Origin of the sequence: Rhizobium sp. SG741 (assembly GCF_012275435.1) — a bacterium.
GTDB classification, from domain to species: domain Bacteria; phylum Pseudomonadota; class Alphaproteobacteria; order Rhizobiales; family Rhizobiaceae; genus Rhizobium; species Rhizobium lusitanum.
Genome location: NZ_JAAZQP010000012.1, coordinates 201,917 through 224,756, shown reverse-complemented (window position 1 = coordinate 224,756; position 22,840 = coordinate 201,917). Strand labels below are relative to the sequence as shown.

At 59.8% G+C, this 22,840-nt stretch carries 23 protein-coding genes; 18 read left to right on the top strand and 5 right to left on the bottom strand.

The features are described 5' to 3' along the window. The first annotated feature begins 227 nt into the window (after positions 1-227). Complete coding sequence (locus FHT29_RS27000) at positions 228-392, top strand: hypothetical protein (protein WP_168600508.1); 165 nt, start codon at positions 228-230, stop codon at positions 390-392. A gap of 95 nt (positions 393-487) precedes the next feature. Here FHT29_RS27000 and FHT29_RS26995 read toward each other — a convergent pair whose 3' ends face one another. Then, positions 488-757: a WGR domain-containing protein gene (locus FHT29_RS26995; protein WP_047636034.1), complete on the bottom strand. Its 270-nt coding sequence runs from the start codon at positions 755-757 to the stop codon at positions 488-490. A gap of 501 nt (positions 758-1,258) precedes the next feature. Here FHT29_RS26995 and FHT29_RS26990 point away from each other — a divergent pair. From FHT29_RS26990 to FHT29_RS26915, 16 genes are all read left to right on the top strand, one after another. Beyond that, positions 1,259-1,741, top strand: a complete 483-nt coding sequence (locus tag FHT29_RS26990) for a hypothetical protein (protein ID WP_047636033.1) — start codon at positions 1,259-1,261, stop codon at positions 1,739-1,741. Positions 1,742-3,337: 1,596 nt separating this feature from the next. Further along, positions 3,338-3,994, top strand: a complete 657-nt coding sequence (locus tag FHT29_RS26985; RefSeq protein ID WP_246703135.1) for a hypothetical protein — start codon at positions 3,338-3,340, stop codon at positions 3,992-3,994. A gap of 602 nt (positions 3,995-4,596) precedes the next feature. Beyond that, positions 4,597-5,745, top strand: a complete 1,149-nt coding sequence (locus FHT29_RS26980; protein ID WP_047636031.1) for a transglycosylase SLT domain-containing protein — start codon at positions 4,597-4,599, stop codon at positions 5,743-5,745. Further along, positions 5,742-6,113 (top strand): TrbC/VirB2 family protein, encoded by a 372-nt coding sequence (locus FHT29_RS26975; protein ID WP_047636030.1) that lies wholly within the window; start codon positions 5,742-5,744, stop codon positions 6,111-6,113. Before FHT29_RS26980 ends, FHT29_RS26975 begins: the two co-directional genes overlap by 4 nt. A 2-nt stretch (positions 6,114-6,115) precedes the next feature. Continuing rightward, positions 6,116-6,439: a VirB3 family type IV secretion system protein gene (locus tag FHT29_RS26970; RefSeq protein ID WP_244509917.1), complete on the top strand. Its 324-nt coding sequence runs from the start codon at positions 6,116-6,118 to the stop codon at positions 6,437-6,439. A gap of 3 nt (positions 6,440-6,442) precedes the next feature. Further along, positions 6,443-8,962 carry a VirB4 family type IV secretion/conjugal transfer ATPase gene (locus FHT29_RS26965; protein WP_047636028.1) on the top strand — a complete coding sequence of 840 codons (2,520 nt, stop codon included), beginning with the start codon at positions 6,443-6,445 and terminating at the stop codon, positions 8,960-8,962. After that, positions 8,940-10,112 carry a lytic transglycosylase domain-containing protein gene (locus FHT29_RS26960; RefSeq protein ID WP_168600507.1) on the top strand — a complete coding sequence of 391 codons (1,173 nt, stop codon included), beginning with the start codon at positions 8,940-8,942 and terminating at the stop codon, positions 10,110-10,112. The genes FHT29_RS26965 and FHT29_RS26960 overlap by 23 nt, the downstream gene beginning before the upstream one ends. Positions 10,113-10,134: 22 nt before the next feature. Next, complete coding sequence (locus FHT29_RS26955; protein ID WP_047636026.1) at positions 10,135-10,926, top strand: hypothetical protein; 792 nt, start codon at positions 10,135-10,137, stop codon at positions 10,924-10,926. Beyond that, entirely contained in the window at positions 10,923-11,165 is a 243-nt protein-coding gene (locus FHT29_RS26950) for a hypothetical protein (RefSeq protein ID WP_052227961.1), read from the top strand. Before FHT29_RS26955 ends, FHT29_RS26950 begins: the two co-directional genes overlap by 4 nt. Next, positions 11,141-12,214 carry a type IV secretion system protein gene (locus tag FHT29_RS26945; RefSeq protein WP_047636025.1) on the top strand — a complete coding sequence of 358 codons (1,074 nt, stop codon included), beginning with the start codon at positions 11,141-11,143 and terminating at the stop codon, positions 12,212-12,214. Before FHT29_RS26950 ends, FHT29_RS26945 begins: the two co-directional genes overlap by 25 nt. A gap of 54 nt (positions 12,215-12,268) precedes the next feature. After that, a complete protein-coding gene (locus tag FHT29_RS26940) occupies positions 12,269-13,003 on the top strand; it encodes a type IV secretion system protein (protein WP_047636024.1) in 735 nt (244 codons plus the stop codon). A gap of 17 nt (positions 13,004-13,020) precedes the next feature. Next, on the top strand, positions 13,021-13,833 hold the full coding sequence (locus FHT29_RS26935) for a TrbG/VirB9 family P-type conjugative transfer protein (protein WP_246703134.1): 813 nt from the start codon (positions 13,021-13,023) through the stop codon (positions 13,831-13,833). A 9-nt stretch (positions 13,834-13,842) separates the two neighbouring features. After that, positions 13,843-15,177, top strand: a complete 1,335-nt coding sequence (gene virB10 / locus FHT29_RS26930) for a type IV secretion system protein VirB10 (RefSeq protein ID WP_047636022.1) — start codon at positions 13,843-13,845, stop codon at positions 15,175-15,177. After that, complete coding sequence (gene virB11, locus FHT29_RS26925; RefSeq protein ID WP_047636021.1) at positions 15,174-16,223, top strand: P-type DNA transfer ATPase VirB11; 1,050 nt, start codon at positions 15,174-15,176, stop codon at positions 16,221-16,223. The genes virB10 and virB11 overlap by 4 nt, the downstream gene beginning before the upstream one ends. Then, entirely contained in the window at positions 16,192-18,990 is a 2,799-nt protein-coding gene (locus tag FHT29_RS26920; protein WP_047636020.1) for a type IV secretory system conjugative DNA transfer family protein, read from the top strand. The genes virB11 and FHT29_RS26920 overlap by 32 nt, the downstream gene beginning before the upstream one ends. 89 nt (positions 18,991-19,079) lie before the next feature. Then, the gene (locus tag FHT29_RS26915) at positions 19,080-19,430 is read left to right on the top strand and encodes a hypothetical protein (RefSeq protein WP_168600505.1); all 351 of its coding nucleotides are present in this window, start codon (positions 19,080-19,082) and stop codon (positions 19,428-19,430) included. A 58-nt stretch (positions 19,431-19,488) separates the two neighbouring features. Here the strand turns inward: FHT29_RS26915 and FHT29_RS26910 are convergent, their stop codons facing one another. Together FHT29_RS26910 and FHT29_RS26905 are read right to left on the bottom strand one after the other, a co-directional pair. After that, positions 19,489-20,835: a hypothetical protein gene (locus FHT29_RS26910; protein WP_047636018.1), complete on the bottom strand. Its 1,347-nt coding sequence runs from the start codon at positions 20,833-20,835 to the stop codon at positions 19,489-19,491. Between the two features lie 9 nt (positions 20,836-20,844). Continuing rightward, positions 20,845-21,138 (bottom strand): hypothetical protein, encoded by a 294-nt coding sequence (locus tag FHT29_RS26905; protein ID WP_047636017.1) that lies wholly within the window; start codon positions 21,136-21,138, stop codon positions 20,845-20,847. Positions 21,139-21,527: 389 nt separating this feature from the next. Here FHT29_RS26905 and FHT29_RS26900 point away from each other — a divergent pair, with 389 nt between their 5' ends. After that, the gene (locus FHT29_RS26900; protein ID WP_047636016.1) at positions 21,528-21,869 is read left to right on the top strand and encodes a helix-turn-helix transcriptional regulator; all 342 of its coding nucleotides are present in this window, start codon (positions 21,528-21,530) and stop codon (positions 21,867-21,869) included. 31 nt (positions 21,870-21,900) lie between these two features. On the opposite strand, the gene FHT29_RS26895 is transcribed toward FHT29_RS26900, so the two are convergent. After that, complete coding sequence (locus FHT29_RS26895; protein WP_343287069.1) at positions 21,901-22,284, bottom strand: hypothetical protein; 384 nt, start codon at positions 22,282-22,284, stop codon at positions 21,901-21,903. Between the two features lie 182 nt (positions 22,285-22,466). Further along, positions 22,467-22,838: a hypothetical protein gene (locus tag FHT29_RS26890; RefSeq protein ID WP_168600504.1), complete on the bottom strand. Its 372-nt coding sequence runs from the start codon at positions 22,836-22,838 to the stop codon at positions 22,467-22,469. Positions 22,839-22,840: the final 2 nt, after the last annotated feature.

The following is a 22,840-nucleotide window of genomic DNA, read 5'->3' as shown; positions in this document are numbered from 1 at the left end:
GCGATACGGAGAGGAAATGTCTGCTCAGTCCGTCCGAGGATGTCATGGGTGCATGACGGCATCAAGGACGAGCGGTGCCCCCAATTTTGCCTCCGCTCCGGTTCCCTGCGCTCCGACAAAATCGGCTCCCCCACTCGCCGGCTCCGCCGGTCGCTGGCGCGATCCTTGACCCCGCCACGCCCCCATGACCGCGCGCGTCGTCTTTCACAAACGTCAAGGAGACGACGATGCTTCTGGAACAATACATTGAAGAGCTTTGCCTCGAACTGCGCGAAGCAATCGACCCGGCCGAACGCCGCGAAATCGAATCCGAGCTGGAGCTAGCACGCGCCGAACTGGCCGTGATCACCGCAGAGCAGGAAGGCGCAATCGACGCCGAGCCACCCTTCTGAGGGAGGCCTTTGCCATGTCGCCTGGTGTGATGCGCCGGGTCGACCGGCGCGTCACGCCCGAAGCATCGCTTGGCCGTCCCTCCATCCGTCATCGATCAAGCAATCACCTCTCGCGGTAAACGTGATCTCGGGCCGTAGCCGCGCCTCCGCTTCTGCCGCAGGAGTTGGAGGAAGAGCCCAACCGCTTCCTCTTCCGTCTCGAAATGATGGATCAGTCTTTGGCCTCTGGCACCGATGCGGCCCCATCGGCGGATCAGACAGGCTTCGCCGAACAGGTTGTGCTCGATCGACATCGCATAGTAGCGCGCCATGTTCTTCCTGGCGTCCGTGCGTTCGACATAGAGCTGGTAGCGCTGCGCGATCATGGAACACAGAATCGGACACGGAACTCTTTGCGTCCAACGACATATTTGAATCGGCCGGTGTTGATTGATTCACGGCGATGATGATTGGTGGATGACCCGGGCGAGCCGCTTGCGGCGGACGGTGCTATTCACTTTCGCTCACGGAGTCCGCAGGCGGTCTCCGCCCATTCGGGTCACGCCCCTCTCGCGGTTGCCGCGCCCTAGCGCGATTGTCGGGCGTCAGGGGAAGCGGAAAGACTGCAGGGCCGGCTGCGCTCGGCAAGCGGTCACGGCGCCTGCCGGCGCCGTGGTCTATCTCTCTCTGACTTCCTATTGTCGCATTCGCCCCGGCGGCCTCAAGGACATCGCGGCCCCTCCAATTTTTCCGCCGCGCCGCTGACGCGACACGACGAAAAAATCGGTTCCTCCGCTCGCCGCCGCTGGCGGTCGCTAATCGCGATCCTTGACCCCTTGGGTCGCCAATGCGGGCGCCTTTTCGTCAGAACGAAAAGGAGGCTTCTTATGTCTGATTTCAACTTTCTCATGTTCTATGCCAAGCTCGCTGGCTTCAAGCTTCTCGTGAGCGCAAACCGTATCGGTTGCGAGGATGAATTCTCAAAGACGCTCCACGACCGCCTGCTGGCCGGTCTCGATGCAGCGATCGACTCGACGCGCCACATCATGGATCTGCAGCGCGAGCTGCTTTCTGGAGATGATCCAGACGGCATGATCTCGTGCGAGCTTCAAGGTGCGGAAGAAATCCTCGCCCGCTGCAGGATTGTCCTGCTGGATGAGTTGGAGATCGATTTCGACACCCACGAATATCGGGTCGACGGCGGCGAGTGGTATAACGCACTGTCGGCAGACTGCGACGGCATCGAGATCAGCTATCCGACGACCGTCTCTGTGAGCGATACGGAGATCGGTCCCCTCGCTACGATCATCCGTGATATTGCGCGCGAGACCGGCATCGCCATCAGCGTTGCGCGCGTCGTCTACGATTGAGGTTGCAGGGCGAGAGGCGGCGGAGCCGCCTCTCGCCTTTCGTCTTTTGCGTTGGCTTGACCGCTTGCAGGCATCGAGCCTGCGCACGGTTTTGAGGAGAAAGACTTGCCGCCTCTCCCCTCAAACTCCCCTCTCCCTGTGGTGCGGGTCGAGACCCGCCCGGCCTTTCGGGCCGGTTAAGCGGACGCTGCCGCGACTTCCCCAAACAAGACGGAGAGGACGAGTACCTTGCGCTACGCCCTCATGCTTCGGGCATTCGCTCCAGGTGCTCGTCCTCTCCTGCGGGGCGCTCGCCGTCTCATCGTTCGCATGTCGTTGATACCCGTCACCTCCGGTGACGGTTCTCTCGACTGCTCACGACGACGGCTCGCTTCAGCATCTTCTAACCAATCGGCCTGGCCACCGTGCTGTTCCTCGGGCGCGGATCACAGGCCATAGCCTGTGATCGCTGTTGCTTTGTCTGACGACTCGCAACAGCATCGGCGCCTCGGGCACGGTGGCCAGGCCGATTGGTTAGAAGATGGCAGGATAGGCTATTGGTATACCATTAGCCGTTTCGCCCGAGGGGCGATCGCCTCAAAGGCGAGCGAGGGTTTCCCGGTCTTTCATTTCTCAAACGAAACAAGGCCATGAGGGAGAGACGTCGAGCCGGTAGGAGGGGAGGCTGGGAGCCGGCTCTTTGGGGCAAGAGTCTCCGGCCGCTGTGAAATGCAGCAGCATCTAGGAGATCAGGCGCTTGCGCTAATCGGCGAATGGGCGAACCCGTCGATAGGTGGTTCGCCGATTGGACCGGCTTGCGAATGTGCGAATAGGCGAATCCGTGCATATGTGAATAGGTGCGTCACCGTTTGGGCGTATCGGTACGTCGGCGAATGAGTGGAGCAGTGATTGGGCCATCGGGTGAAACGGCAGATCGGCGAAGCAGCAAATCCGTGAAATGGTGAGACACCGATCCGGCGAATGCGTGTTTAGGCGATCCCGTTAATCAGCGAATCGGTGAATACGCAGATCGCTCAATGGGTGTTTGCGTGGGCGCGCGATTGGGCGGCTCAGCGAACAGCTCATTCTGCGAACAGGCATTTGAGCGATCCGGCGCATCGGTGAATGAGGGATTCACCCATTTCGCGAAACGGTGAAAGCGCGTCCCCGCGGTCTGCGTCTTTGGACATTCCCTCAATTGGCAAGGTTATAATCGCAATCCTGGTTGCTGCGGTTTTCGCAACAACCAAGACGGCGACAACATGACTTCGGCAACGCCTCTATTGAAACCGTCAGCGTTAGCGGGGCCAACTGAGCGACGTGATCAACCGAGCATCTACATATCTACCACGGACCCCGACATGTCTAAGTCTCAGGCTTTTTCCCGCTTGAGCAAGCCATCTGCTACTGATAAAATTATACCGGAGTATAAGTTATTCATTCGGTCAAAGCTGGGGACCAGGCGGTATTCAGTTTCTTCAAGAATGGGGTTTGACACTGATACACAATCGATCCCTCCTGACGAAAGAATGGTACAAGGTGCCATTTTCAGCGGACTGCCCGGGCTGTGGTGCACAGACGCGGTCCGCCGCTGTCGTGGTTGGCCCTTCGAGTTTGTTGGGTGACGCAGGGTCCGCGCCGGGATGCGAAATACTGGTGAAGTCCCACGGGCCACTTGATGCATTCGCATTCGTCGAGGCGCTGGGCGGCCAGACCGAAAATGTTGAGCGATCCGTCGTCAACCGCTTCCATAGCGCCTTCGCTTTTCTGGGCGGCCAATTGACATCGATTTGCGAACACTGCGCAGAAAATCTTCCACCCGCTGCAATCCGCTCCGCGGTCATGAACGGCTTTGTTCGACTTGGCCAAGAGCGCCTTCTAGTGAATGAGCGCTTGCTACTCTTTGCCTCTGACGCGGTGCTGACGGAGTTTTGTGGGGAGACCTCTATAGAGGAAAGCGCAATGCGCGATCCGGATTATGCACTCTTGCTAGTCTGCGACACGGAAAGCGAAATCGGCGAAACCGGCACGATCGAACTCTGGCATAGCGTTGCACGTGATGACTACACCATCGTGGTCAAAGGCCACGAGGGCCGCGAGATGTTGCGCGACGCCTTCAACGATGACCTGAAGGACGTCGTGACAACCATCTTCGACCTCGGTTTGATGCTCACCCAGCTTCACCTAGCTCAGCCATCCTCACCCTATTGCGGGCTTGCCCGCGATCTTTTTCTCGAAGCCCTCGAAAATGCCGGTTATCGGCAGGCAAGCTAGAAAGCAACACTATGCGGACTTTCACGAAGCTCTTCGGATCTCTGGCGGCGATTACTGTGCTGGCCGGATGTGCTCATCAGGTTGAGGGGCCGCGACCACAGCCGCGGGCGCCGTTTGCGTATCTCAGCCTCACAGCTTGCAAAGCCTATCGGGACAACATCGTCGAATGCGTGCTGGAATATGGCACCGAATCGGACGCCAGCGTCTTGGTCCCGTCCAGGAGAGGGGCCTGTCGATTGCCGACGATGGCCAACGCTACCAAGTCGAGTCCTGCTATCAGGTGACGAGGATACAACCGGAATTGCCCAATTTCGTGTGCCGAATCTCTGTCGCCCGATCAGGTGCGGATGCTGGTTCGGTCCTGGTCAAGGGCGGGACGGCCGTACGTCTCGCCCGCATTTTGGGTGACCGCGAACAGCTCCAGTATCGCTGGAACCCAGACAAATGGTCACGCCTACGCGATTGATTCTTCTCGGGAAACCGTCGCTCCTACCTTTTGCCACGACGGCATAATTACACTCCAGTTAAATTTTTGGGTTGATTTCCGTGGAGGAATGCAGTTCAAATTCTTATACCGCAGTATAATTTGCACTGGTTCAGCCATGGAACGCGTCCCGCTTTCGCCTGAAAACAGACCGCACAACACACGGTCGCGAAGCGCACTGTGGATCGCCGGAACATCGGCCTTATTACTTACAGGTTTTGCCTCCGGCTCAGACGACAGCAGCGGTCATATTAGTTCGGGAATATCGCCACAGGTCGATCATCGTTCGAGCGGCATTGAGCCGAAGGCGGACAAGGTCGCGGTCCTACCGCCACCAAATCCGGCGTCATCTGGTTTTGTTGCTTCGTCGCAGGATGTGCCGACGATCGATTCCACCAACTTCGACGAGCGATTTAACGGACCGATCGTTGAAGATCTGTTCCGATCCAGCGCTGCCCCCTTGGATGTGATCGAAGGGTCGGACAGGGCTGGGCGATCATCCGGAGATGCGGCTGGCAGCACGAATGCACGGCGCGACAGCGCCGTGCATTCGCTTATCAGCGTCTACGCGCACGATCAGTCGTCCGGTCCTCCGATCAACGACCCGGCAACTGACCCTCAGATCGATGTCAGCGCGACGCCGACACAGGCCCGTCCCAGTCTTCTATCCGGAGTCCCGGAGGGCTATGCCAGGCTCGCACTGACAATCGCCGGAAAGGAGGACGTTGACCCGAATTGGGTGCTTTCGGTCATGCGAGCCGAGAATGCCAGTTTCGATCCACGCCTCGTCAGCCCCGCCGGCGCCGTCGGATTGATGCAGGTTATGCCGCGGATCGGTGATGCTTTCGGTGCGACTGATCTGACCGATCCCGAACAGAACATCCGCGCGGGCACGCGGTTTCTTCGCGTTCTGATCGCCAAGTACAGAAATCCTGTGCTGGTCGCTGCCGCCTATAATGCAGGCGAGCCCAACGTGGACCTTCGCCATTCCCTGCCGTTGATCCGCGAAACCGCCGACTACGTCACCCGTGTCGTCGGGTATTACACCGGCACAGCGGCCACGCCGATTGTCTCGCCCACAACCCGAACTTCGGCGAATGTTTCCAGCTCGCCGCGCCACAGTGGGCCTGCCGAGCGGGCAAAATCCCCCATGCTTGTTTTCTCAGCCGCAACGCCGATCCCGCCAGACGTTCGTCCTCAACATGAGGAGGAGCGGAAGAACACCGGTGGGCCGGTCAAAATTGTCAAGGAAGAGGTGTTTAGATGAATCCGATCGCGTTGGCAGTCCAGACGGCCATTCTCTACAGCAGCGTTGCCTGGTCCTCCATGGCCAGGCGAAAATGGCTCGGCAACGCCGCTATCGTGGTTGCCGCGAGCTTGATCCTGCTCATCAGTCAATACGAGCCGGCAGCGGCGCAAAACCTCGATCGTCTGCAACAGGCGGCAGATCGCCTGGTGCAGTTCTTCACCGGCCCGTTCGGTCGATCTGTCGGAGCAATCGCTTTCATCGGCATGTTTCTCGCCGCTGCCTTCGGATACTGGTCCTGGGGCGCCCTCCTGCGCGTCGCCGGTTGCCTTGCCGGCATGTTTGCCGCAGCCGAGCTCGTCGACTTCCTCGCCGGCGGGGGAGCATGACCATGGCGGCAGGAAACGACGCTGACGGTGGTGACGACTATATCGAATCCTATCCCGTCATCCTCGCGCTGACCCGCCCGCCGACGGTCATGGGGATTCCCTACACCTATTTCCTCGCTGAGTGCTTCGTCTCGCTGATGGCCTTCATGATCCTTGGATCCATCCTCTGGTTTCCGGTCTCGTTCGTCGTCCTGCACGGCATTCTCTATGTGCTCACCGTCAAGCTCGACCTCTGGTTCTTCGAGATTGTCGGACGCCTCAGCATGTGTGGCGTCAACCCGCTTGGCCGGAAGCTCGGTGGTGGCGTCAGAACCTACGGGGTGTGAGCGATGAACACGATGGCGAGATCGCTGAAAGGCAGTCTATCGAAGGGTTGGGAAATTTTCGCGGATCGCCGTGTCGCAACCCACGTCCCTTTCTATGTGCCGATCGAAAACGGCATCATTCGCCTGAAGAACGACTGCCTCGTCTCGACCCTGAAGCTCACCGGCTTTTCTTTCGAGACCGCCGATATCGAAACGATCAACATGCTGCAGCGGCAGCGTAACGCCGGCTTCCGTGCGATCTCCTCGATCGGCAGCTTCGCACTCTATACGCATGTGGTCAGACGTAAGGTCGCGCCGTCGTTGCCGTCCGTCTTCGCCGATCCCTTTATGCAGCGCCTCGATCACGTTTATCAGGCCAGCATCTCGAAGAACGAGATGTTCGTGAACGACACTTATGTTTCCCTCGTCGTGCGCCCAATGTTCCGGAAGGGCTCGGCGCTTTCCCGCCTCATGGGCGCCGGCGGCACGATCGTGCGCAAGGAACAATTCCGGGCAATGCGCGACAAGCTGATCGAGGCGACGCGGGCACTGGAGAAATCGCTTTCCGTCTATGCCCCGAAGGTTCTGCGCGACGTGCAACGCATACAGGTTGACGTCGGCGACAACAGGACGATCTTCCGCGACGTCTCAGAAGACATGGTGATTGACGAAGCAGCCCGCAAAGTCTGGTTCTCCGAACAATGCGAGTTCTTTTATACGCTCCTCAATGGCGGACGCGTCCGGCCGATCCGGCTTGGAAACATTCCGATCGACGAGATGTTGCCGGCCCGCAGGACATCGATCGGCAACCGCGTCATTCACCTGCAGGGCGACAGATCGGACGACGATCGTTACGCGGCGATGGTCTCTCTTAAAGAATATCCGCCAGAGACCGGTGCCGGTATGCTCGACTATGTCCTTAAACTGCCATTCGAGCTGGTGCTGACCCAGTCGATGTCCTTTGTCGACGATATGACGGCGCGTAGCCGGATCGAACGGCTGGACCGCCAGATGACGAAGGCCGACGAAGGCGGATCGAGTGTTCAGGCCAACCTTGACATCGCTCGGGACGAACTTGCCCGCAAACGGGTCGCCTTCACCGAGCATCATCTCACCGTGATGCCGATCGCGAAAACCACAGCCCAGCTTGACGACGCGGTCGCCCTGATCGGCAACGAACTTGGCGCACTCGGCGCCTCCTATGTCCGCGAGGACCTGAATGCGGAGCCCGCCTACTGGGCGCAACTGCCTGGCAACCAGGCCTACATCGCGCGCCGCGCACTGATCTCAACGCTGAACTGCGCCGGCTTAAGCAGCTTTCACGCCTATCCCTATGGCAAACCCGACGGCAACCACTGGGGGCCGGCGATCACGATCTTCGAGACGACGTCAGGCACGCCCTTCTTCTTCAACTTCCACCAGGGTGACGTCGGGCACACGACCGTTTTCGGCCCGACCGGGTCGGGTAAGACCGTCATCATGTCCTTTCTTATCCTGCAGGCCTACCGCGTTAGTCCCCACCTGAAGACGATCGTCTTCGACAAGGATCGCGGCCTCGACATCATGGTGCGGGCGGCGGGCGGAACCTACATGACGCTGGAGCCCGGCCAGCCGTCAGGTTGGAACCCGCTGCTGCTCGAGGATACTGAGGAGAACTGCGTTTTCCTCTACGGGCTCCTGAGCTTCATGCTGAAGCCGTCTAAGGAAGGCGAAAGCCTGACGCCGCAAGAAGAATCAATCATCCGCAATGCGATCAAATCCGTCCTCAAGACGAAGGACAGGTCGTACCGCCGTCTTTCGTCGTTGCGCGCACTGCTCGCCGGCAGCGAGAGGACCGAGGGCAGCCTGATCGCCCGGCTCGACAAATGGGTCGACAAGGGGCCTTACGCCTGGCTCTTCGACAATGCCGAGGACAATCTTGATATCTCGCGACCGATGATCGGCTTCGACATGACGTCGATCCTCGACGATCCGACGGTGCGCACCGCAGCCCTTCTCTACATGTTTCACCGGCTGGACGAGATCTACGACGGCAGGGCGCCGATCATCAATCTGATGGATGAAGCCTGGAAGCTGCTCGACGACGACGAGTTCAAGCGCACCATGAAGGACTACTTCAAAACCATCCGAAAGCGGAACGGTCTCGTCATCTTCGGCACGCAGTCGGCCGACGATGTGGTGCGCTCCAGCGTCAGCCGGACGATCATCGAACAGACATCGACGAACATCTTCTTTGCCAATCCGAAGGCGGATGAAGGCTCCTACATGGATCACTTTGGCCTGTCGCGGGCAGAGTTCGAATGGGTGAAGAACGGCGATCCGAGCTCGCGTTTCATGCTGATCAAGCAGGCAAAGAACAGCGTGATCGCCCGCGTGGACATGTCTCACATGCCGGACTTCATCAAGGTGCTGTCCGGTCGCGAGGAGACGGTCCGCGAGGTGGAGATGCTGCTCGACGAATATGGCGACGATCCAAAAAACTGGCTGTCGAAATTCTGCGACTGGGATGGGGTGGCGGTCGATGAGCAACGCAAAGCGTCTTGAGAGAGCCGCGGCCGGCGCTTTCGCCATCGTCGCACTTTTCGCCGGAACCGCGGGCCATGCGCAGGTACCGGTGATCGACAACGCTCGGCAAAAGATCCAGCAGGCGACCCTGAACTGGTATCAGTCCTATCAGGCCGATACTCGCAAGGTCAAAGGTGCCTCGGGCGGCACGACCGATAGCTTCGCGCCCGGTCAGGGTTCGGGGGCGCCCGCCGATTGCTCGGCCGACGGCATGGGTGGAAACGCTGCACCGGCTGCGCCAGCCCAGCGGACGCCGAGCCAGCAGGAAGTCGCCAGCATGGTCGAAGAGGAGGCGATCCGGCAGGGTGTCGATCCGAATTTCGCACTGGCGATCGCCGAGCAGGAGTCCCGCTTCCGCCAATCGGCACGGTCGGCGGTCGGCGCCACCGGTGTCATGCAACTGATGCCGGGTACCGCCGCGCAGCTCGGCGTCAACCCCTATGACACGCGCGACAATATTCGCGGCGGCGTCAAATACATCAAGCAGCTCCAGGGGATGTTCGGCGACCGCTACGACCTGATCGCCGCCGGCTACAATGCCGGCCCCTATCGGCTGTCGCTGCAGAACGGCCAGATTCCCAACATTCCGGAGACCCAGGACTACGTCAAAAAGGTCTCTGCTTATTATGCCCGCAACAAGGCTCAGAATGGCGATCGGACGCCAACGGAGGCCCCAACCGAGACCGAAACCGCCAGCTACGGGAATGGCTGCGGCGAGCAGTTGAAGAAGGCCGTCGACCGCAACACGCAGGCGCAGGTCGAGCGAGGTTCGGTGTGGAACGATCTGCTTGGAAAATCCATCGCAGCGAACCAGCAATATCTCCAGCGCCTGCAGGCGGGGCTGCAATCGTCGTCGGCAAGCCTGCGCGGCAGTGGTGGTGGAAATTCCGGAGATCACGACGGCTCGCTTGTCATGGCCGAGATTCGGTGCCCGACCAACATCATCGACACCGGTGGCACGCGCTGTTTTGCCGTGCCGACCTCTGCCACCACCGAACAAATCCAGCGCTGGCTGTCCGACCTGCAGGATGAGGCGCGCAGCAATGGCACGGTTGCGACCTTCACGGCGATGCAGGATCCAGCACTCGGCCTCGTCACGGTCGTCGATTCCCGGCCGACAGCAAACTGAACAACGAAGTGAGGTTAGGCATATGAAGACAGCAGTGATCGCACCGGCATTCGCCATCCTACTCGTCTCACACGCACATGCGCAGGTCCCCGTCAAAGATTCGGAGAACATCTCCATCAGTCAGGACATTAAGCGCCTGTCCTCCGAGATCCAGCAGGACACCTCCGTCGTCAAAGACAACACGACGAAAACCCTTCAAGCGATCACCGGAGACCGGACGCAGGATGCCAGCCAGTTTGCAAAGCTCGCGACCGGCAATGGCTTCAGCATGGGACAGGCGCCAGACTTTAGCACGGTGCTATCGAGCAACGCCGCAGTGTTCGGTGGGATCGGCGGCCAGTTCCAGAACACCGCAGCCAAACTGATCAACGGCCTCAACCTCGTGAAGATGGTGGTCGATACCGTCAAGGGCGGCGAACTCTCGGGCGCAAACCAGGCCTATTCGCAGGGGATCAATGCCCTGACGACGCTGACGGCCCTTACCGACGCGATGAACAGCGCCACGAAAGATCGGCAGAACTCGTTCATGCAGGCCACACAGCAGATCGGAACGGCGAAGGATCTGAAAGGGGCCTTGGAGGAGAACACCCAGATGGTGCTTCAGGGCAACCAGACCGCCAACGAGGCTGTCGGCTCGCTGAACAACCAGGTCATGCTCCTGAACCAGCAGTACAAGGCAGCCCTTGCAACGTCGTCGCAGAACCTCAAGACCTTCGCCCCGCTTCCCGACAGCGTGATGCGTGACGGTGCGACGCAGACGCAAGGCGCTTCGGTTCGCGATCAGCTGAAGGCCCTTGAGGATCAAAACCAGTGAGGGCGTTTCTTGTCTTGATGTTCACCGGTGCAGTGCTCGCCGGTTGCGCCGGAAAGTACGAGCAGCTCGCGAAATGCTCGGCTGACGAAAACCCTGTGCCGGCACTCGGTTTCGTATCCGAGCCCACGACCACGGCCGTTGAGAATGCGGTCGCGGGCGCCGTCAAGCACGATTGCGGCCCGATGCGACCGGTCAATAATTTTCAGGATGACACATGGATCCCGTCAGCTACGCAATAAATTTCTATGGCGACGCGCTTCGATATTTCGACAAGATCAACGAGGCCTCTCTGGAAAGGGCCTGGGGGCTGTTTGCCGAAAACAGCAACCTCGTTTCCGGCATCCTCGCGATATTCCTGATCCTCTATTTCCTCTGGGGCGCGCTCGGACTGTCTAGCGTTTCGCTTCAGGACATGGCGATCACAGCATTCAAGATCACGCTTGCCTATGCCCTCATCATGTCCTGGGCGCTCTTCTACGACAATATCGGCCAGTTCGTGCTGTCGGCGCCCCAGGATCTGGGATCCGCGATATCTTCAGCGATGGGTGGGCAATCGGCCGGAACGGACATCGCCCAGCAAGTCGCCAGCATGTCGCGAAAAGTCTACGACTTTGCCATGCAGCTCTTCAATTCCTACGAGTCCGGATGGCTGCCGAATGTGACAGGCGCCGTCGTCGTCTTTATCGTGCTGGTCTTCGGACTGCTGCCGATGCTGCTGATCCTCACAGGCGTCACGCTCTTTGCCAAGATGATCACCGCCGTCATGCTTGCAATCGGTCCGATCGCCATTCTCTGCTATTTCTTCGGCATTACCCGCTTTGTCTTCGACGCCTGGGTGAGGGGCGTTGCCTACGGCATGTTCATGCTGCTCTTTACCTATATCATGGCCGGGCTGTCGTTCGGATTCCTGATCGGCATGATGGATACGATCAACGGCGACATGGCCACCAAGGAGAACGCACTGGCGATCGTGCTCGCCATGGTGCTCTACCTCGCGCTGATCTCCTATTTCATCTTCCAGGTACCGGATTTCGCCCGGACCTTCGCCTACGGCGCGGCCTTCTCCAGCGTTCCGGGCGGGGGTGGCGTGGACACGGCCTACAATACCGCGCGCAGGCGCCTCTCCTCCAGTAATTCCCGCGCCGGCCAGGCTGCGGCAATAGCACTTAGCACGCTAGCCGGCCCAAGGGGCGCCGTGACGGCCGCGGCACTTGCGGGTCGCGGCAGTGTCGCGGGCGCCGGCGCTCTCGGCCGTATGCTTACCAATCGCCGTCGCAACAGCGAATGAGGCTGTGGCGACGAGGATCAGAGATTTACTCATTGCGACTTCGAGGTTTGAGATTTGGCATTGTTCAAAAGGCAATTGAAGCCGGCGCCGGCCGATCGTGTCCCCGGCCCGCAAGACATCTACGATCAACACCTCTCATGGGGGGAGAAGAACCGCTCGCTGCGGACATTGATCGGTCTCATCCTGCTGGTCTTTGCAGTGGCAGGCTGGATCGTCGCGGGCGTTCTGTCCTTTTCCGTTGCGCAGCTCTTTCCGCTCGTTCGAACCGAGGTCGTGCCGCTGATCGTCGACAAGAACACCGGCTACATGGAGACAGTGACGACGCTCGACAAGGACCGCTCGAACGTCTCCGAAATCCAGGCCGTTCGCGCCTCGTTTGTGGGTAACTACGTCATCCGCCGCGAGACCTACGATCCCCGCTATCTCTCCGAAAACTTCGACATGATCGCCCTCTGGTCGGATCCCGATGCGGCAGCCTTCAAGGATTATTCGGAGTGGATGAACCCTTCCAATCCGAGAGGCCCGGTCAAGACCATGGGAACGACTGGCGAGATCCGGCCGGAAATCCTGTCGGTCAATCCGCTCAACGCCTCGACCATGTCAGTGCGCTTCGAGACGAGAGAGCGGGAGCGGGGAGGCGAGGTCGTCAATCGGTGGTCCGCGACGGTTCGCTACCGGCAGATCAATCTGCCTGCCAGCAATCGGGTTAGGCTCTATAACCCGCTCGGCTTCGTGGTCACCGAATATGTGAAAGTTCCTGAAACCATGCCTTCGGGGCTCGTTCAATGAGTCGGAGGATGGCTGGAATGATCATGTCACTGCTCCTGGCAACATCATCGGCGCAGGCCGAGCTCATTGCCCGGCCTGGCAGGCTCGATCCTCGGGTGCGGACCTTGCCCTATTCGGCCGAGCAGGTCTTCGTCGTGACCGGCACTTACGGGATGGTGACGACCATCCTGTTCGGTGCCGATGAGGAGATCACGCAGGTCGTCGCCGGTGACACGGTCTCCTGGCAGATACTCACATCGGCTGACAGGCGCTCCCTCACCCTGAAGCCGATGGAAAAAGACGCGCCGACCAACCTCTCGGTCGTGACCACAAAGCGCACCTATTCGTTCGATCTGGAGGTGAACGAGAGCAAGGCCATCCAGAACCAGACCTTCAAGCTGCAGTTCATGTACCCAGAAGACGCTGGTTTGAAGGGCACGGCCGAGCTTTGGAAGCAGGCGCAGGACGCCGAGCGCAATCCCAACATCAAGAACATCCGCCGTGACAAGGTCAATTACGACTATGGCTTCAAGGGCAGCGATGCCGCCAAGCCACTGTGGGTGTTCGACGACGGCCTGAAGACCTTCATGAAATTCACCGGCGATGTGCCGGCGATCTTTATCGTCGATAACAAACGGCGGGAGAGCCTCGTCAATTATCGCCGTGAGGCGGACTACATCGTCATCGACACGGTCTCGCGGCAGTGGACGCTGCGCTACGGCACCGAGAACGAGACCTGCCTGTTCAATCTCAGGACCGCTCCAGCCGATGTGCCGGCGCCGATAGAGGGAGCGGTGGCGCCCAAGCGGCTGGGCTCGGCGGGCGTCAGCGCCGCATCAAAATCACGATAGGGAGGCACGATGTCTGATCCGAACTATCACTCCATCGAAAACGACACAGCGATTGGCGGGCAGGTGAGGCGCTCGGGCATCGGGCTGATGCGGCCGGTCGCCGTGGTGGCGGCGATCGCCGGCATCGGCGTCGTTCTCTATTTCCTGTTTTCCGGCGGGGAGCGGGAACCGACAGTCGACAACACCCCACGGGAAGAGTTCCGTCCGGTCCAGGCGCCGAGAAACGAAGGTTTCAATCCGCCGGCGCCGCCGCCCTTGCCGACTGTCCAGGTGCCCGAGGCGCCACCTCCGCCACCACCCCCTCCGCCGGCCCCTGTGATCCCGGCCCCGGTCCAGATCGCGCCGCCGGTCGATGTCGATTGCTCAAGGGGAAACAACCCGGACAATCCAAAATGCATCGAGCTCGCCCGGCAGGCTAAGCTTCTCGAGCGCGTGCGCTCTACAGCCGTTGTCTTCGATCAGTCCGAACAAACGAACGGTGCAGCACGGGCTTCGTCCGATACTTCAGGAGCTGGTCTGTTCGGGGCGAACAGCACGGCCGGAGCATCTACGGCGATTGGGGACACTGGCGGGGCGGTCGATGGTGATCGCGCCTTTCTGAAAGCGATGGGTGGCCAGGGGGTGGAGGTCTCGGTCGCCGCCGAGAACCGCCGTATCGATGCCTGGATCCCGCAGGGCACGATGATCCGCGGCACGCTGGAGACGGCGGTCAATTCCGACCTTGCCGGCATGGTGAAGGCGATCGTCCGAGAGGATGTCTATTCCTTCGACGGCCGGCGCATCCTGATACCCGCCGGCTCCTCGCTGATCGGCGACTACAAGTCTGGTGTGGAACGCGGCCAGGAACGCCTGTTCATCGTCTGGACGCGCATGATCCGCGGCGACGGCGTTTCGGTCCAGCTCGGCTCCTACGGTACGGACCGTCTCGGCCGCTCCGGCATGACAGGTGTCGTCGATCGGAAATATTGGGAGCGGTTCGGACCGCCGGCGCTCCTGACCATGATCGGCGGGGTGACGCAATACATTGCCCAGCTCGGTCAGAAACAGGATCGCAACATCACGATCGTCAATACGGACGGAACCGTGACCAGCATTCCCCAGGATAACGGCACCACGTCACAGGATCGCGCGCGCGAGATCGCCTCCGAGACCATCGCATCGGGCATCCAGCAATTGGCGACCGAGGCCTTCCAGGATACGCGCAACATCAAGCCGACGATCCATATTGCTCAGGGCTCCGATATTACGGTGTTCGTGACGCGGGACCTTGATTTCTCGGATCTCTATCCGGACCCGGTGCGCGAAGAGTTCGACCGCTTGCGCAGAAAGAAGGCCGCCAAATGAACGCGCGCCTGTCGATCTCCGCCGAACAGCATTTTCTCTCCGAGGCGCTCGAACCCATCCGACCTTTTCTCGACGATCCCGTGGTGGTCGAGATTTCTTGCCAGCGCAGCAACGAAATCTGGCTCGAGCGGATCGGCCAGCTCAGCATGATCAGGCAAGAGATCGATGGGCTTGATCAGGAGGCGATCCGCCATATGGCGTCCCGCGCTGCCTCGTTCACCAAGCAGACCGTCAATGCCGAACGTCCGCTGCTCTCGGCGACGCTCACCGACGGCGAGCGCGTCCAGTTCGTGCTCAATCCGACGTCGGCCACTGGTCACGCCTTTTCCATCCGCAAGCAATTCATCCGACGCTTCGACCTCGACGATTACGAGAGAGCCGGAGCTTTCCGCTTCACCAAGGTGACGGGAGACGACTATATCGATGATGTCGATATCGAGTTATCGCGCCTGCTGCGGGCCGGAAGGACGCGCGCGTTTCTGGAGCTCGCGGCGATCAACCATCGCAGCATGTTGATCTCGGGCGGCACGTCCACCGGCAAAACGACATTCCTCAATACGATGCTGACGGCGATCCCGGACCATGAGCGTTTTATCCTGATGCAGGACACGGCCGAGCTTGAACCGCGCCAGGAAAACGTCGTCTCGCTGCTCGTCTCGAAAGGCGGCCAGGGCGAGGCGCGAGTCACGATGACCGACCTTCTGGCCTCTGCACTGCGCCTCAGGCCCGACCGGATCTTCATGGGCGAACTACGCGGCGACGAGGCTTTCGACTTCCTGAACGCGATCAACACCGGTCATCCGGGATCGATGTCGACCATCCACGCGAATTCTCCGCATCATGCCTTCAACCGGCTGTCGACCCTGGTGCTCAACAGCAATGTTCGCATGGAGCGCGACGACATCATCCGCTACATCCGCTCGATCATCCCGATCGTGGTCCAGTTGAAGAAGAGCGATGCTGCCGGCGGCCGCGGTGTCAGCGAGATCTATTTTGCAGACGAGGTGGACGAAGATGGCAAGCGTATCCACGGGCGCAGAGGCTGAACGCCCGAAGTGGACGAAGTTTCAGGAGGTCTCGGCCTTCACATTCCCGGTCGCCGTTCTCGGCGCCGTGCTGATATGGCTGCTGTTCTTCACGCTGATCTACGACCTGTACGTCACATCCTTCGGGTCGACCTCCTATTACGACTACATTGCGCAGGCCCGCGTTCTCGACAGTATTGCCTACACATGGTCGGTCATCCGCGCGCGAAACACCGTCGGACTCTCGATCTTGGCTCTAGTCCTGGCCTCGCCGTTTCTGTTTTTCCTTTTGTGCTTGTGGATGCTCAAAGGCGGCAGGGCGCTGTCGCGCAAGATCCTCTACCTCCTGCATATCCGGTCGATGTTCACCTTGATCGCGCATACCGCACTCATCTTCGCGGCTGCTTATGCCGCCGTGATCGTCTACGGCGTTGTCTTCTATCTCGTCGCAAGCAGAGCTGGTGGGTATGCCGCTATCGCCGATTATTATGGGGCCCATCTCGCGGCGATGTATCAGGTCCCCTTTGGAGCCACCGACGCGGCCGGTACGTTTCAGCGGCCGTCACGCCAGATAGTGCTTGCGGCGCTCGCCGGTCTGGCCGCGGCGGGAGCGCTGGTCGGGTTTCCGATTGGGGCGGCGATCCAGAAACGCCAGCGCATGATCATGGGCAAGGCGCGGCTGGCGACCCTGAAAGATGCCGCCGATTTCCGGCTGCGCGATAAGCACGGGATTGTGCTCGGTCTCAAGCAGGGCCTTCTTCTGCGCAACGATGGCGACCAGCATGTTATGGTCATCGGCTCGCCGGGACAGGGCAAGTCGCGCGGCTTCGTCATTCCGACGATGATGAGCTTCAAGGGATCGCAGATGGTCCTCGACATGAGCGGCGAGCTGTTCGAGGAGACGTCGGGCTATCTGAAGGACCGGGGCTACGAGATTTTCCTGCTGGCACCAGGATCCAAATTTACAGACGGTTACAATCCACTCGACCTGATCAGTGCCGATCCCAACCAGCGGATCACCGACCTGCAGAAACTGACGCAGATGTTGCTGCCGGAGCGCCTGCGGTCCGATTCCTCCGACTTCTGGGAGGAGAGTGCCAGAATTCTGCTCACGGCGATGCTCGGCTTCGTGCTTGAATGCCCTGATACCCGCAAGTCGCTGAGCGAACTCTACCGCATCCTCAATTCGATGTCGGACGAGCGGAAGGCGATCATCCAGCTGCTGGAAAACTACGAGGCGGTCCTTTCCGACCAGACCCGCATGCAGCTCACGAAGTTTGCCGGCCGGCACGAAAAACTCGGGGAAGGTATCGCGGCGGAGATCGTTGCCAAGCTCAATTTCTTACAGAACCCTCTCGTGGAGGCGCTGACCTCGATTACCACGATCCCGATCGACACGATCAGAACGCGAAAATTGGTGATCTTCATCCAGGCTGACTGGAACGCGATGCAGATCTACGAGCGACTGATCTCGATGTTCATCCAGCAGATGGCCGACAAGCTCGTGCAGATGGGACCGCTACGCAATGGCGAGCACGAAGTGCTGATGATGCTCGACGAGTTCGGCAATGGCGGCCGCATAGACACCGTGCTGACTCTTGCGCCGCTGATCCGCAAGAACGGCGTTCGCTTCGTCTTCATCCTGCAGGACGGTGCCCAGCTCGAGCGGCTTTACCAGCGCTCTGGCCAGAAGATTCTGATGGGAGCTTCGACGATCAAGCTGTTCATGAACTTCCAGAACCAGGAGGACGCGGCCGCCGTCTCAGCCGCCGCCGGAAGGACGACGGAGTGGGTAGAGCAGTCCTCCTATTCCCATCGGCATGGTCGCAGGCAACGATCGATCTCGAAGGTGCCGGTGTCGGTCGACCTTCTTCCCGTCAACACGTTGATGATGATGAAGCCGGAGGAAGCGATCCTTCAGGTCACCGGCATGCCGCTCATGCGCATCATGAAGCTCGACTCGGGTGGCGAGCGGATGTTTTCGAAGGTTCAGAAGTTCAAGCCAGTAATCAGGCCCTGCATGGAGCCGGTCGAGTGGACGATCGCTGATAGCGAGGCCGTCTGGCCCGGCGCGCCAGCGCCTGAAACAACGCCGTTCGCAAGAACGGCGAGCCAATTGTCGGGCGCCGGAATGGACGTCGATTTGGGTGCCATCGAGCGACCCCGGGAGGCACAGAGCGTCCGCTTCATCGTCAAGGAGGGCGTACGTCATGTCTATATCTCGTCGCTCGATGAACTTCGTCAGCGTCTGGATCTCGACGAAACGCGCGAAGCCGGCGTCTCGGAGGACGAGCCTCGGGAGGAAAACCAGAAAGCTGAGCAGAACAAGCGACCCGGTACGACGGCCAATCCCCCAGCAACGCGCCCAGCTGCGCGCGGTTCCGGTCCCATGGAGGTCGAGAACGTCCGTATCGAGATAGATCAGGCGAAGCTGGATCGTAATGTCTATCAGGGATCTCCACGACCTCGACATCGGCTTGATCGCACTTCGGATATCCAAGACGAGGCTGGAACTTCCCCTGGATCGGTCCTCCTGCGGCGACAGGAGGTCCGGGGCGCATTCGGAGCGGACATCAAGGCCTTGAACGACGCAATTTTTGAGCAGGCTGACGCGGGCTCGCTCGACCCGATGGAGTTGAACGCCGATGTCGAGCTCTTGATCGGAACCCTCTCCGGACGCTTGGCTGAGGACAGTTCGAAGGCATTTCTGCGCGAATTTGCCAATCTTGCTCGCGATCCGCTGCGCGAAGACAGCGCGCGACATGACGACGCCGACCGGGTTGAATAGGCGGTAAGTGCCGAAATGGGGAATACGCGCCTGAGATTGGGATGGAACATTTGCCAGTTTTAATTTGGGCTGACGGAAGGAGAAGATGCATGGCCGAAATCAGATACCTCGCAAATCGAGATTTCTATAAAGACGACGGTTTCGAACGGATTGTCGCGGCAGCCAAGGCTAACGCCGGCCGCTGGCTGATGATCAAGGAGCGTGTCGTGGAGAAGCGCGCTATCAAGGCACAACTTTTACGCCGGGGAGTAGGTGTAGATGAGGACCACCTGTTTCCGACGGACCTGACGCCGAGGATCGCCGAACTCGCGGAAGGGCTTGTGTCCGCCATATTCGGCAGCTGCCCACCGGAGATACGATCCCGTGCTCAGGTGGCTCTGATCGAGGCAGCGGAATCCGAGCTTGATGGCGAGTGGGCACACCCATCCCGGGGCGCCTGAGAGCCGCCCAAGATATTTCTACCACGTGGATCATCGACCCGGCGTTCCGCCGCAAGTTTCAGCGATCTCCTAACTTGTCGACGACCCACGCCTGCAGCCGCCGCCCAGTATTTTCAGAATTCGGTCCGGTAAGGTCCTCCGGAAAAATGCCGAAGATTGGCCCGAGGTGCTTCATTCGCGGAATGGTTTTTTCCTTGGCCTCCCGATATTCCTCCGTCTCCATCCCGAAGGCCTCAACGAGGAGTCTGCGCGGTGGGTGATCTCTATATGCAATTTCCAAGACGAAGTCTGGTCTGCAAAGACCTATGGGCGTTTCCGACGCGAAGAGTGGCTTGATAATGGAGATCCGGAGTTCTGGCGCAGCGTCGAAGAGCGATTGCTGAAGCCAGAATAGCAGATGGGAAACGTCACGCTCAAATCCGGACTCGACGGGGAAAAGCGTATCGCCGTTGTAGACCGGCTGGGCGTAGGCCTGCACAGCCCGAGCCGGGCCTTCATCGTCTTCCTGAAAATCCACGTTCAGAAGGGTCAGAAATGGCCCTCGACTTGCCGGATCGCCGCGGAGCGGCTGTCGAACCTTCGCAAGGATGTCCATTGTTCGCGAGGAAGATGCTGGCATGATCGCCTGCGTGGATACGCTGGTTGAGAACAGCAGCATGAACCCGGTGCGGCGAAGTCCTTCAAGCCAGTCGGGGCGGGAGGTCGCAAGCAACCGTTGCCAACGGCTGTCGGGATTCCAATAGTCCGCAGCCCAGGTCGATAGAAGCGCATTTAGTGTCCAGGTCCTGAGCACCCTGAGTTCCCTCGCGGCCGAGCGCAGCCGGGCGAGCTGATTGCCGAGTTTGAGATCGGGCTCGTCCTGTAGCGGCGGGACCACGTTGGTGCCCGCCTTCTCGAGCATTCGCCACAGGATGCCTCCGAGTCGTGATGGCCGGTCGTTTCGTTCTGTCGACCGGGAGGGATCTTGACCTGAGACATCGGCAAGGCGGATGGGAATGGCGGGAAGTGCATCGATGTAGGTGCGATCCGATCTCGGCAGTGGGCGAAGATGAAAGCTACGATCGAAGAGGGCGGGGTCGGCGTCCTTGTCGACATGGAATGGACAGGATGGCGCGTGATTTGGTCGCTTGTCGTGTCGGCCGGGGACCTCATCCTTCGCGGTTAGCCGTCGCAGGGTAAACGTGCGTTCCTGCTGGATCGGGGCAAGTAGCGGCTGGTGTCGCCCGCCCAGACAGTCGCATTCGATCCAGCCATTCATAACCTTGACGCGCCGGATAATCGCAAGCGCGATCACCTCGTCGTCGTTGGAGGCAGCGTTGCCGTACCATGCCCGTAACGCGACCGCCTCGCGGTCGCTCAGTTCAGACAACACATGGGTCGAGCTGTTGCGGACCACGATACGCATGGTTTGCCGTCAATATCCGATCGACCAAAGGCTGAAGCCGAGATATCCGACACCCGCGGCACCAGCGACGGCGATGGCCGTCTCCGCCCAACCGCGAATGTCCCAAAAGCTGCCTTTCCCTGTGCGAGCACCTTCAATCGCAACGGACAGGAAGATGTAGGAGGGGATGACCATCGCATAGCCCAGGGTCAGACTATCTCTAAAGGCCACCCGAGCAGCGACGAATGCGAGTGCCAGGAACAGGGCCGCTATTCCTAACCGCCGCGTGTCAAACCGATAGCCAAACCGCTCGAGCCACACCATCAGTTTTCTCCCTTTGATAGAACCGACAAAAATTTAACCGCAGTTAAAGTTTGGCGCAATTGGAGATTGGTGTACAAACACGGGGAAACATCAATAACAGCGGGAAGCAGGGCCTGACTGGAGCATCCTTCTCGCGGCGTGCAATCGGTCTCTTGCACCGGCTGTCGGCCGCGGTGTATTGAGCGTAACGGACTTGTGAACAGTCGCATGCTAGAGATGAACAACAACCGTTTGCGCTTACCTTCTTGGTCTCAGAATAACGTCATGCATCGAATGAGCGGTAGAACTCTGAAATATTCAAGCAGCTGTCGGCGCGCTCTCGCTTCCCCTTATCGGCGCCTACCGTACGGCGACGCGTTCATGGACCCTCCGGGTGAGGATATCATTCGATGACGCGGGTGAGGGACGATGGCGCTGATCAGCTTTCGAACATGGTTGACCTGAAGTCGCTCTCCTTTCAGGAGCGGCTCGCCATCGGTCTGATGCGATTGAAGGCCCAGCGCCGGTTGACGAACAAGGACCTGGCCGAGCAGCTCGGCGTGTCGGAAGCCTATATGTCTCAGGTCACCCGCGGCATGCGGGATGTCAAGCTGTCGACCCTCGACAAGATGCAGCGCGAGTGGAATGTCACGATCGAGGATTTGTTCAGGGTTTCGGACAGTGACCTTGCTCGGATAGCGGCATGGCGAGCCCGTCGCAGGAAAAAGAAAGCCACTGACGAGCCGACGTAAGTTCTGGCGCGTGACACGCATTCGACGCGGGCTAGTGATTCAGGTTGAACCAGAACCTTTGCTTCACGCCTTGTTCGTCAGGAATATCGAAGAAATAGGGATCCGCGCGGCGCGGCCGCCGCGTCGCGATCTGCTCAGTGCAGCTATCGCCTCGATCGCCGAAGGTCCGCCGTATCACGGCTCCCCTTAGGTCGGCGTCAGAAGCGCGCTGACCGGCAGACCGGCAAATATCGACGGTCTTGATGCATTGATCGGGCTCGCCTCCCCCGCCGTTGTTTCCTTGCGAGCTATAGCCCACCGTCGTTCCTACCGGGCAGTCTTCGTAGGTTTCGTGACCCGGCTTGCCGGCATTGGCCTCATGGCAGATTGGCCACGAAAACCCCGGCTCCTTCATGGCCGCAATGAGCTTTGTCATGGGCGGAACGCAGTAGGGAACCCCGTGCCAAGACGGGTTCTGCGACGCCGCGCAAAGGAGAACTTGGCATCCCCAGGATGCATCCTCGGCATTCGCCGGGGTCGCCGATGGCGCAGAGGCCGAACTAACTATGATTGCGGCCAATATCAGCGTCGGTCTCATTGTTCGCTCCTTCAGATTGTTCATTGAATCTGCGTCCAGGCGCCGTCAATTTTCGCAAAGGAAAGGACGCCCGGTTGCCTGGCCCCGGAAAATGACCCCGTCGTCGTTGTAATGATGCCAGCGCACGTCACACCCGGCGCGGCTTGACGCGGTTTGCATTCAGAAATCCGCATTGACCGCCCCGACTTCGCAATTGCGGCGCTCGCCTCATCGTCGTTGGGAGCGTCACCGCTCGTCTTCTGTAGCGCTTCGTCTTTTAGCCGGGTGATCTCGTGTTCGAGATCGATCTCCTGGCCGCTCTTCCTCACTTCGTTGATCGCATAGCCGCCGAATGCGCCTAACAGGAAGGCGATTACCGCCGCTAGGACCGCGCCACCGGAAAGCTTGTTCATCG

Excerpts from the sequence above, each read along its gene's own strand:
- FHT29_RS27000 (WP_168600508.1), top strand. The coding sequence starts at position 228 with ATGCTTCTGGAACAATACATTGAAGAGCTTTGCCTCGAACTGCGCGAA.
- FHT29_RS26910 (WP_047636018.1), bottom strand. The coding sequence starts at position 20,835 with ATGCGTATCGTGGTCCGCAACAGCTCGACCCATGTGTTGTCTGAACTG.
- FHT29_RS26960 (WP_168600507.1), top strand. The coding sequence starts at position 8,940 with ATGAGCAACGCAAAGCGTCTTGAGAGAGCCGCGGCCGGCGCTTTCGCC.
- FHT29_RS26945 (WP_047636025.1), top strand. The coding sequence starts at position 11,141 with ATGGATCCCGTCAGCTACGCAATAAATTTCTATGGCGACGCGCTTCGA.
- FHT29_RS26895 (WP_343287069.1), bottom strand. The coding sequence starts at position 22,284 with ATGACAAAGCTCATTGCGGCCATGAAGGAGCCGGGGTTTTCGTGGCCA.
- virB10 (WP_047636022.1), top strand. The coding sequence starts at position 13,843 with ATGTCTGATCCGAACTATCACTCCATCGAAAACGACACAGCGATTGGC.
- FHT29_RS26955 (WP_047636026.1), top strand. The coding sequence starts at position 10,135 with ATGAAGACAGCAGTGATCGCACCGGCATTCGCCATCCTACTCGTCTCA.
- FHT29_RS26980 (WP_047636031.1), top strand. The coding sequence starts at position 4,597 with ATGGAACGCGTCCCGCTTTCGCCTGAAAACAGACCGCACAACACACGG.
- FHT29_RS26975 (WP_047636030.1), top strand. The coding sequence starts at position 5,742 with ATGAATCCGATCGCGTTGGCAGTCCAGACGGCCATTCTCTACAGCAGC.
- FHT29_RS26915 (WP_168600505.1), top strand. The coding sequence starts at position 19,080 with ATGGCCGAAATCAGATACCTCGCAAATCGAGATTTCTATAAAGACGAC.
- FHT29_RS26970 (WP_244509917.1), top strand. The coding sequence starts at position 6,116 with ATGGCGGCAGGAAACGACGCTGACGGTGGTGACGACTATATCGAATCC.
- FHT29_RS26920 (WP_047636020.1), top strand. The coding sequence starts at position 16,192 with ATGGCAAGCGTATCCACGGGCGCAGAGGCTGAACGCCCGAAGTGGACG.
- FHT29_RS26995 (WP_047636034.1), bottom strand. The coding sequence starts at position 757 with ATGATCGCGCAGCGCTACCAGCTCTATGTCGAACGCACGGACGCCAGG.
- FHT29_RS26890 (WP_168600504.1), bottom strand. The coding sequence starts at position 22,838 with ATGAACAAGCTTTCCGGTGGCGCGGTCCTAGCGGCGGTAATCGCCTTC.
- virB11 (WP_047636021.1), top strand. The coding sequence starts at position 15,174 with ATGAACGCGCGCCTGTCGATCTCCGCCGAACAGCATTTTCTCTCCGAG.
- FHT29_RS26905 (WP_047636017.1), bottom strand. The coding sequence starts at position 21,138 with ATGGTGTGGCTCGAGCGGTTTGGCTATCGGTTTGACACGCGGCGGTTA.
- FHT29_RS26935 (WP_246703134.1), top strand. The coding sequence starts at position 13,021 with ATGATCATGTCACTGCTCCTGGCAACATCATCGGCGCAGGCCGAGCTC.
- FHT29_RS26900 (WP_047636016.1), top strand. The coding sequence starts at position 21,528 with ATGACGCGGGTGAGGGACGATGGCGCTGATCAGCTTTCGAACATGGTT.
- FHT29_RS26990 (WP_047636033.1), top strand. The coding sequence starts at position 1,259 with ATGTCTGATTTCAACTTTCTCATGTTCTATGCCAAGCTCGCTGGCTTC.
- FHT29_RS26965 (WP_047636028.1), top strand. The coding sequence starts at position 6,443 with ATGAACACGATGGCGAGATCGCTGAAAGGCAGTCTATCGAAGGGTTGG.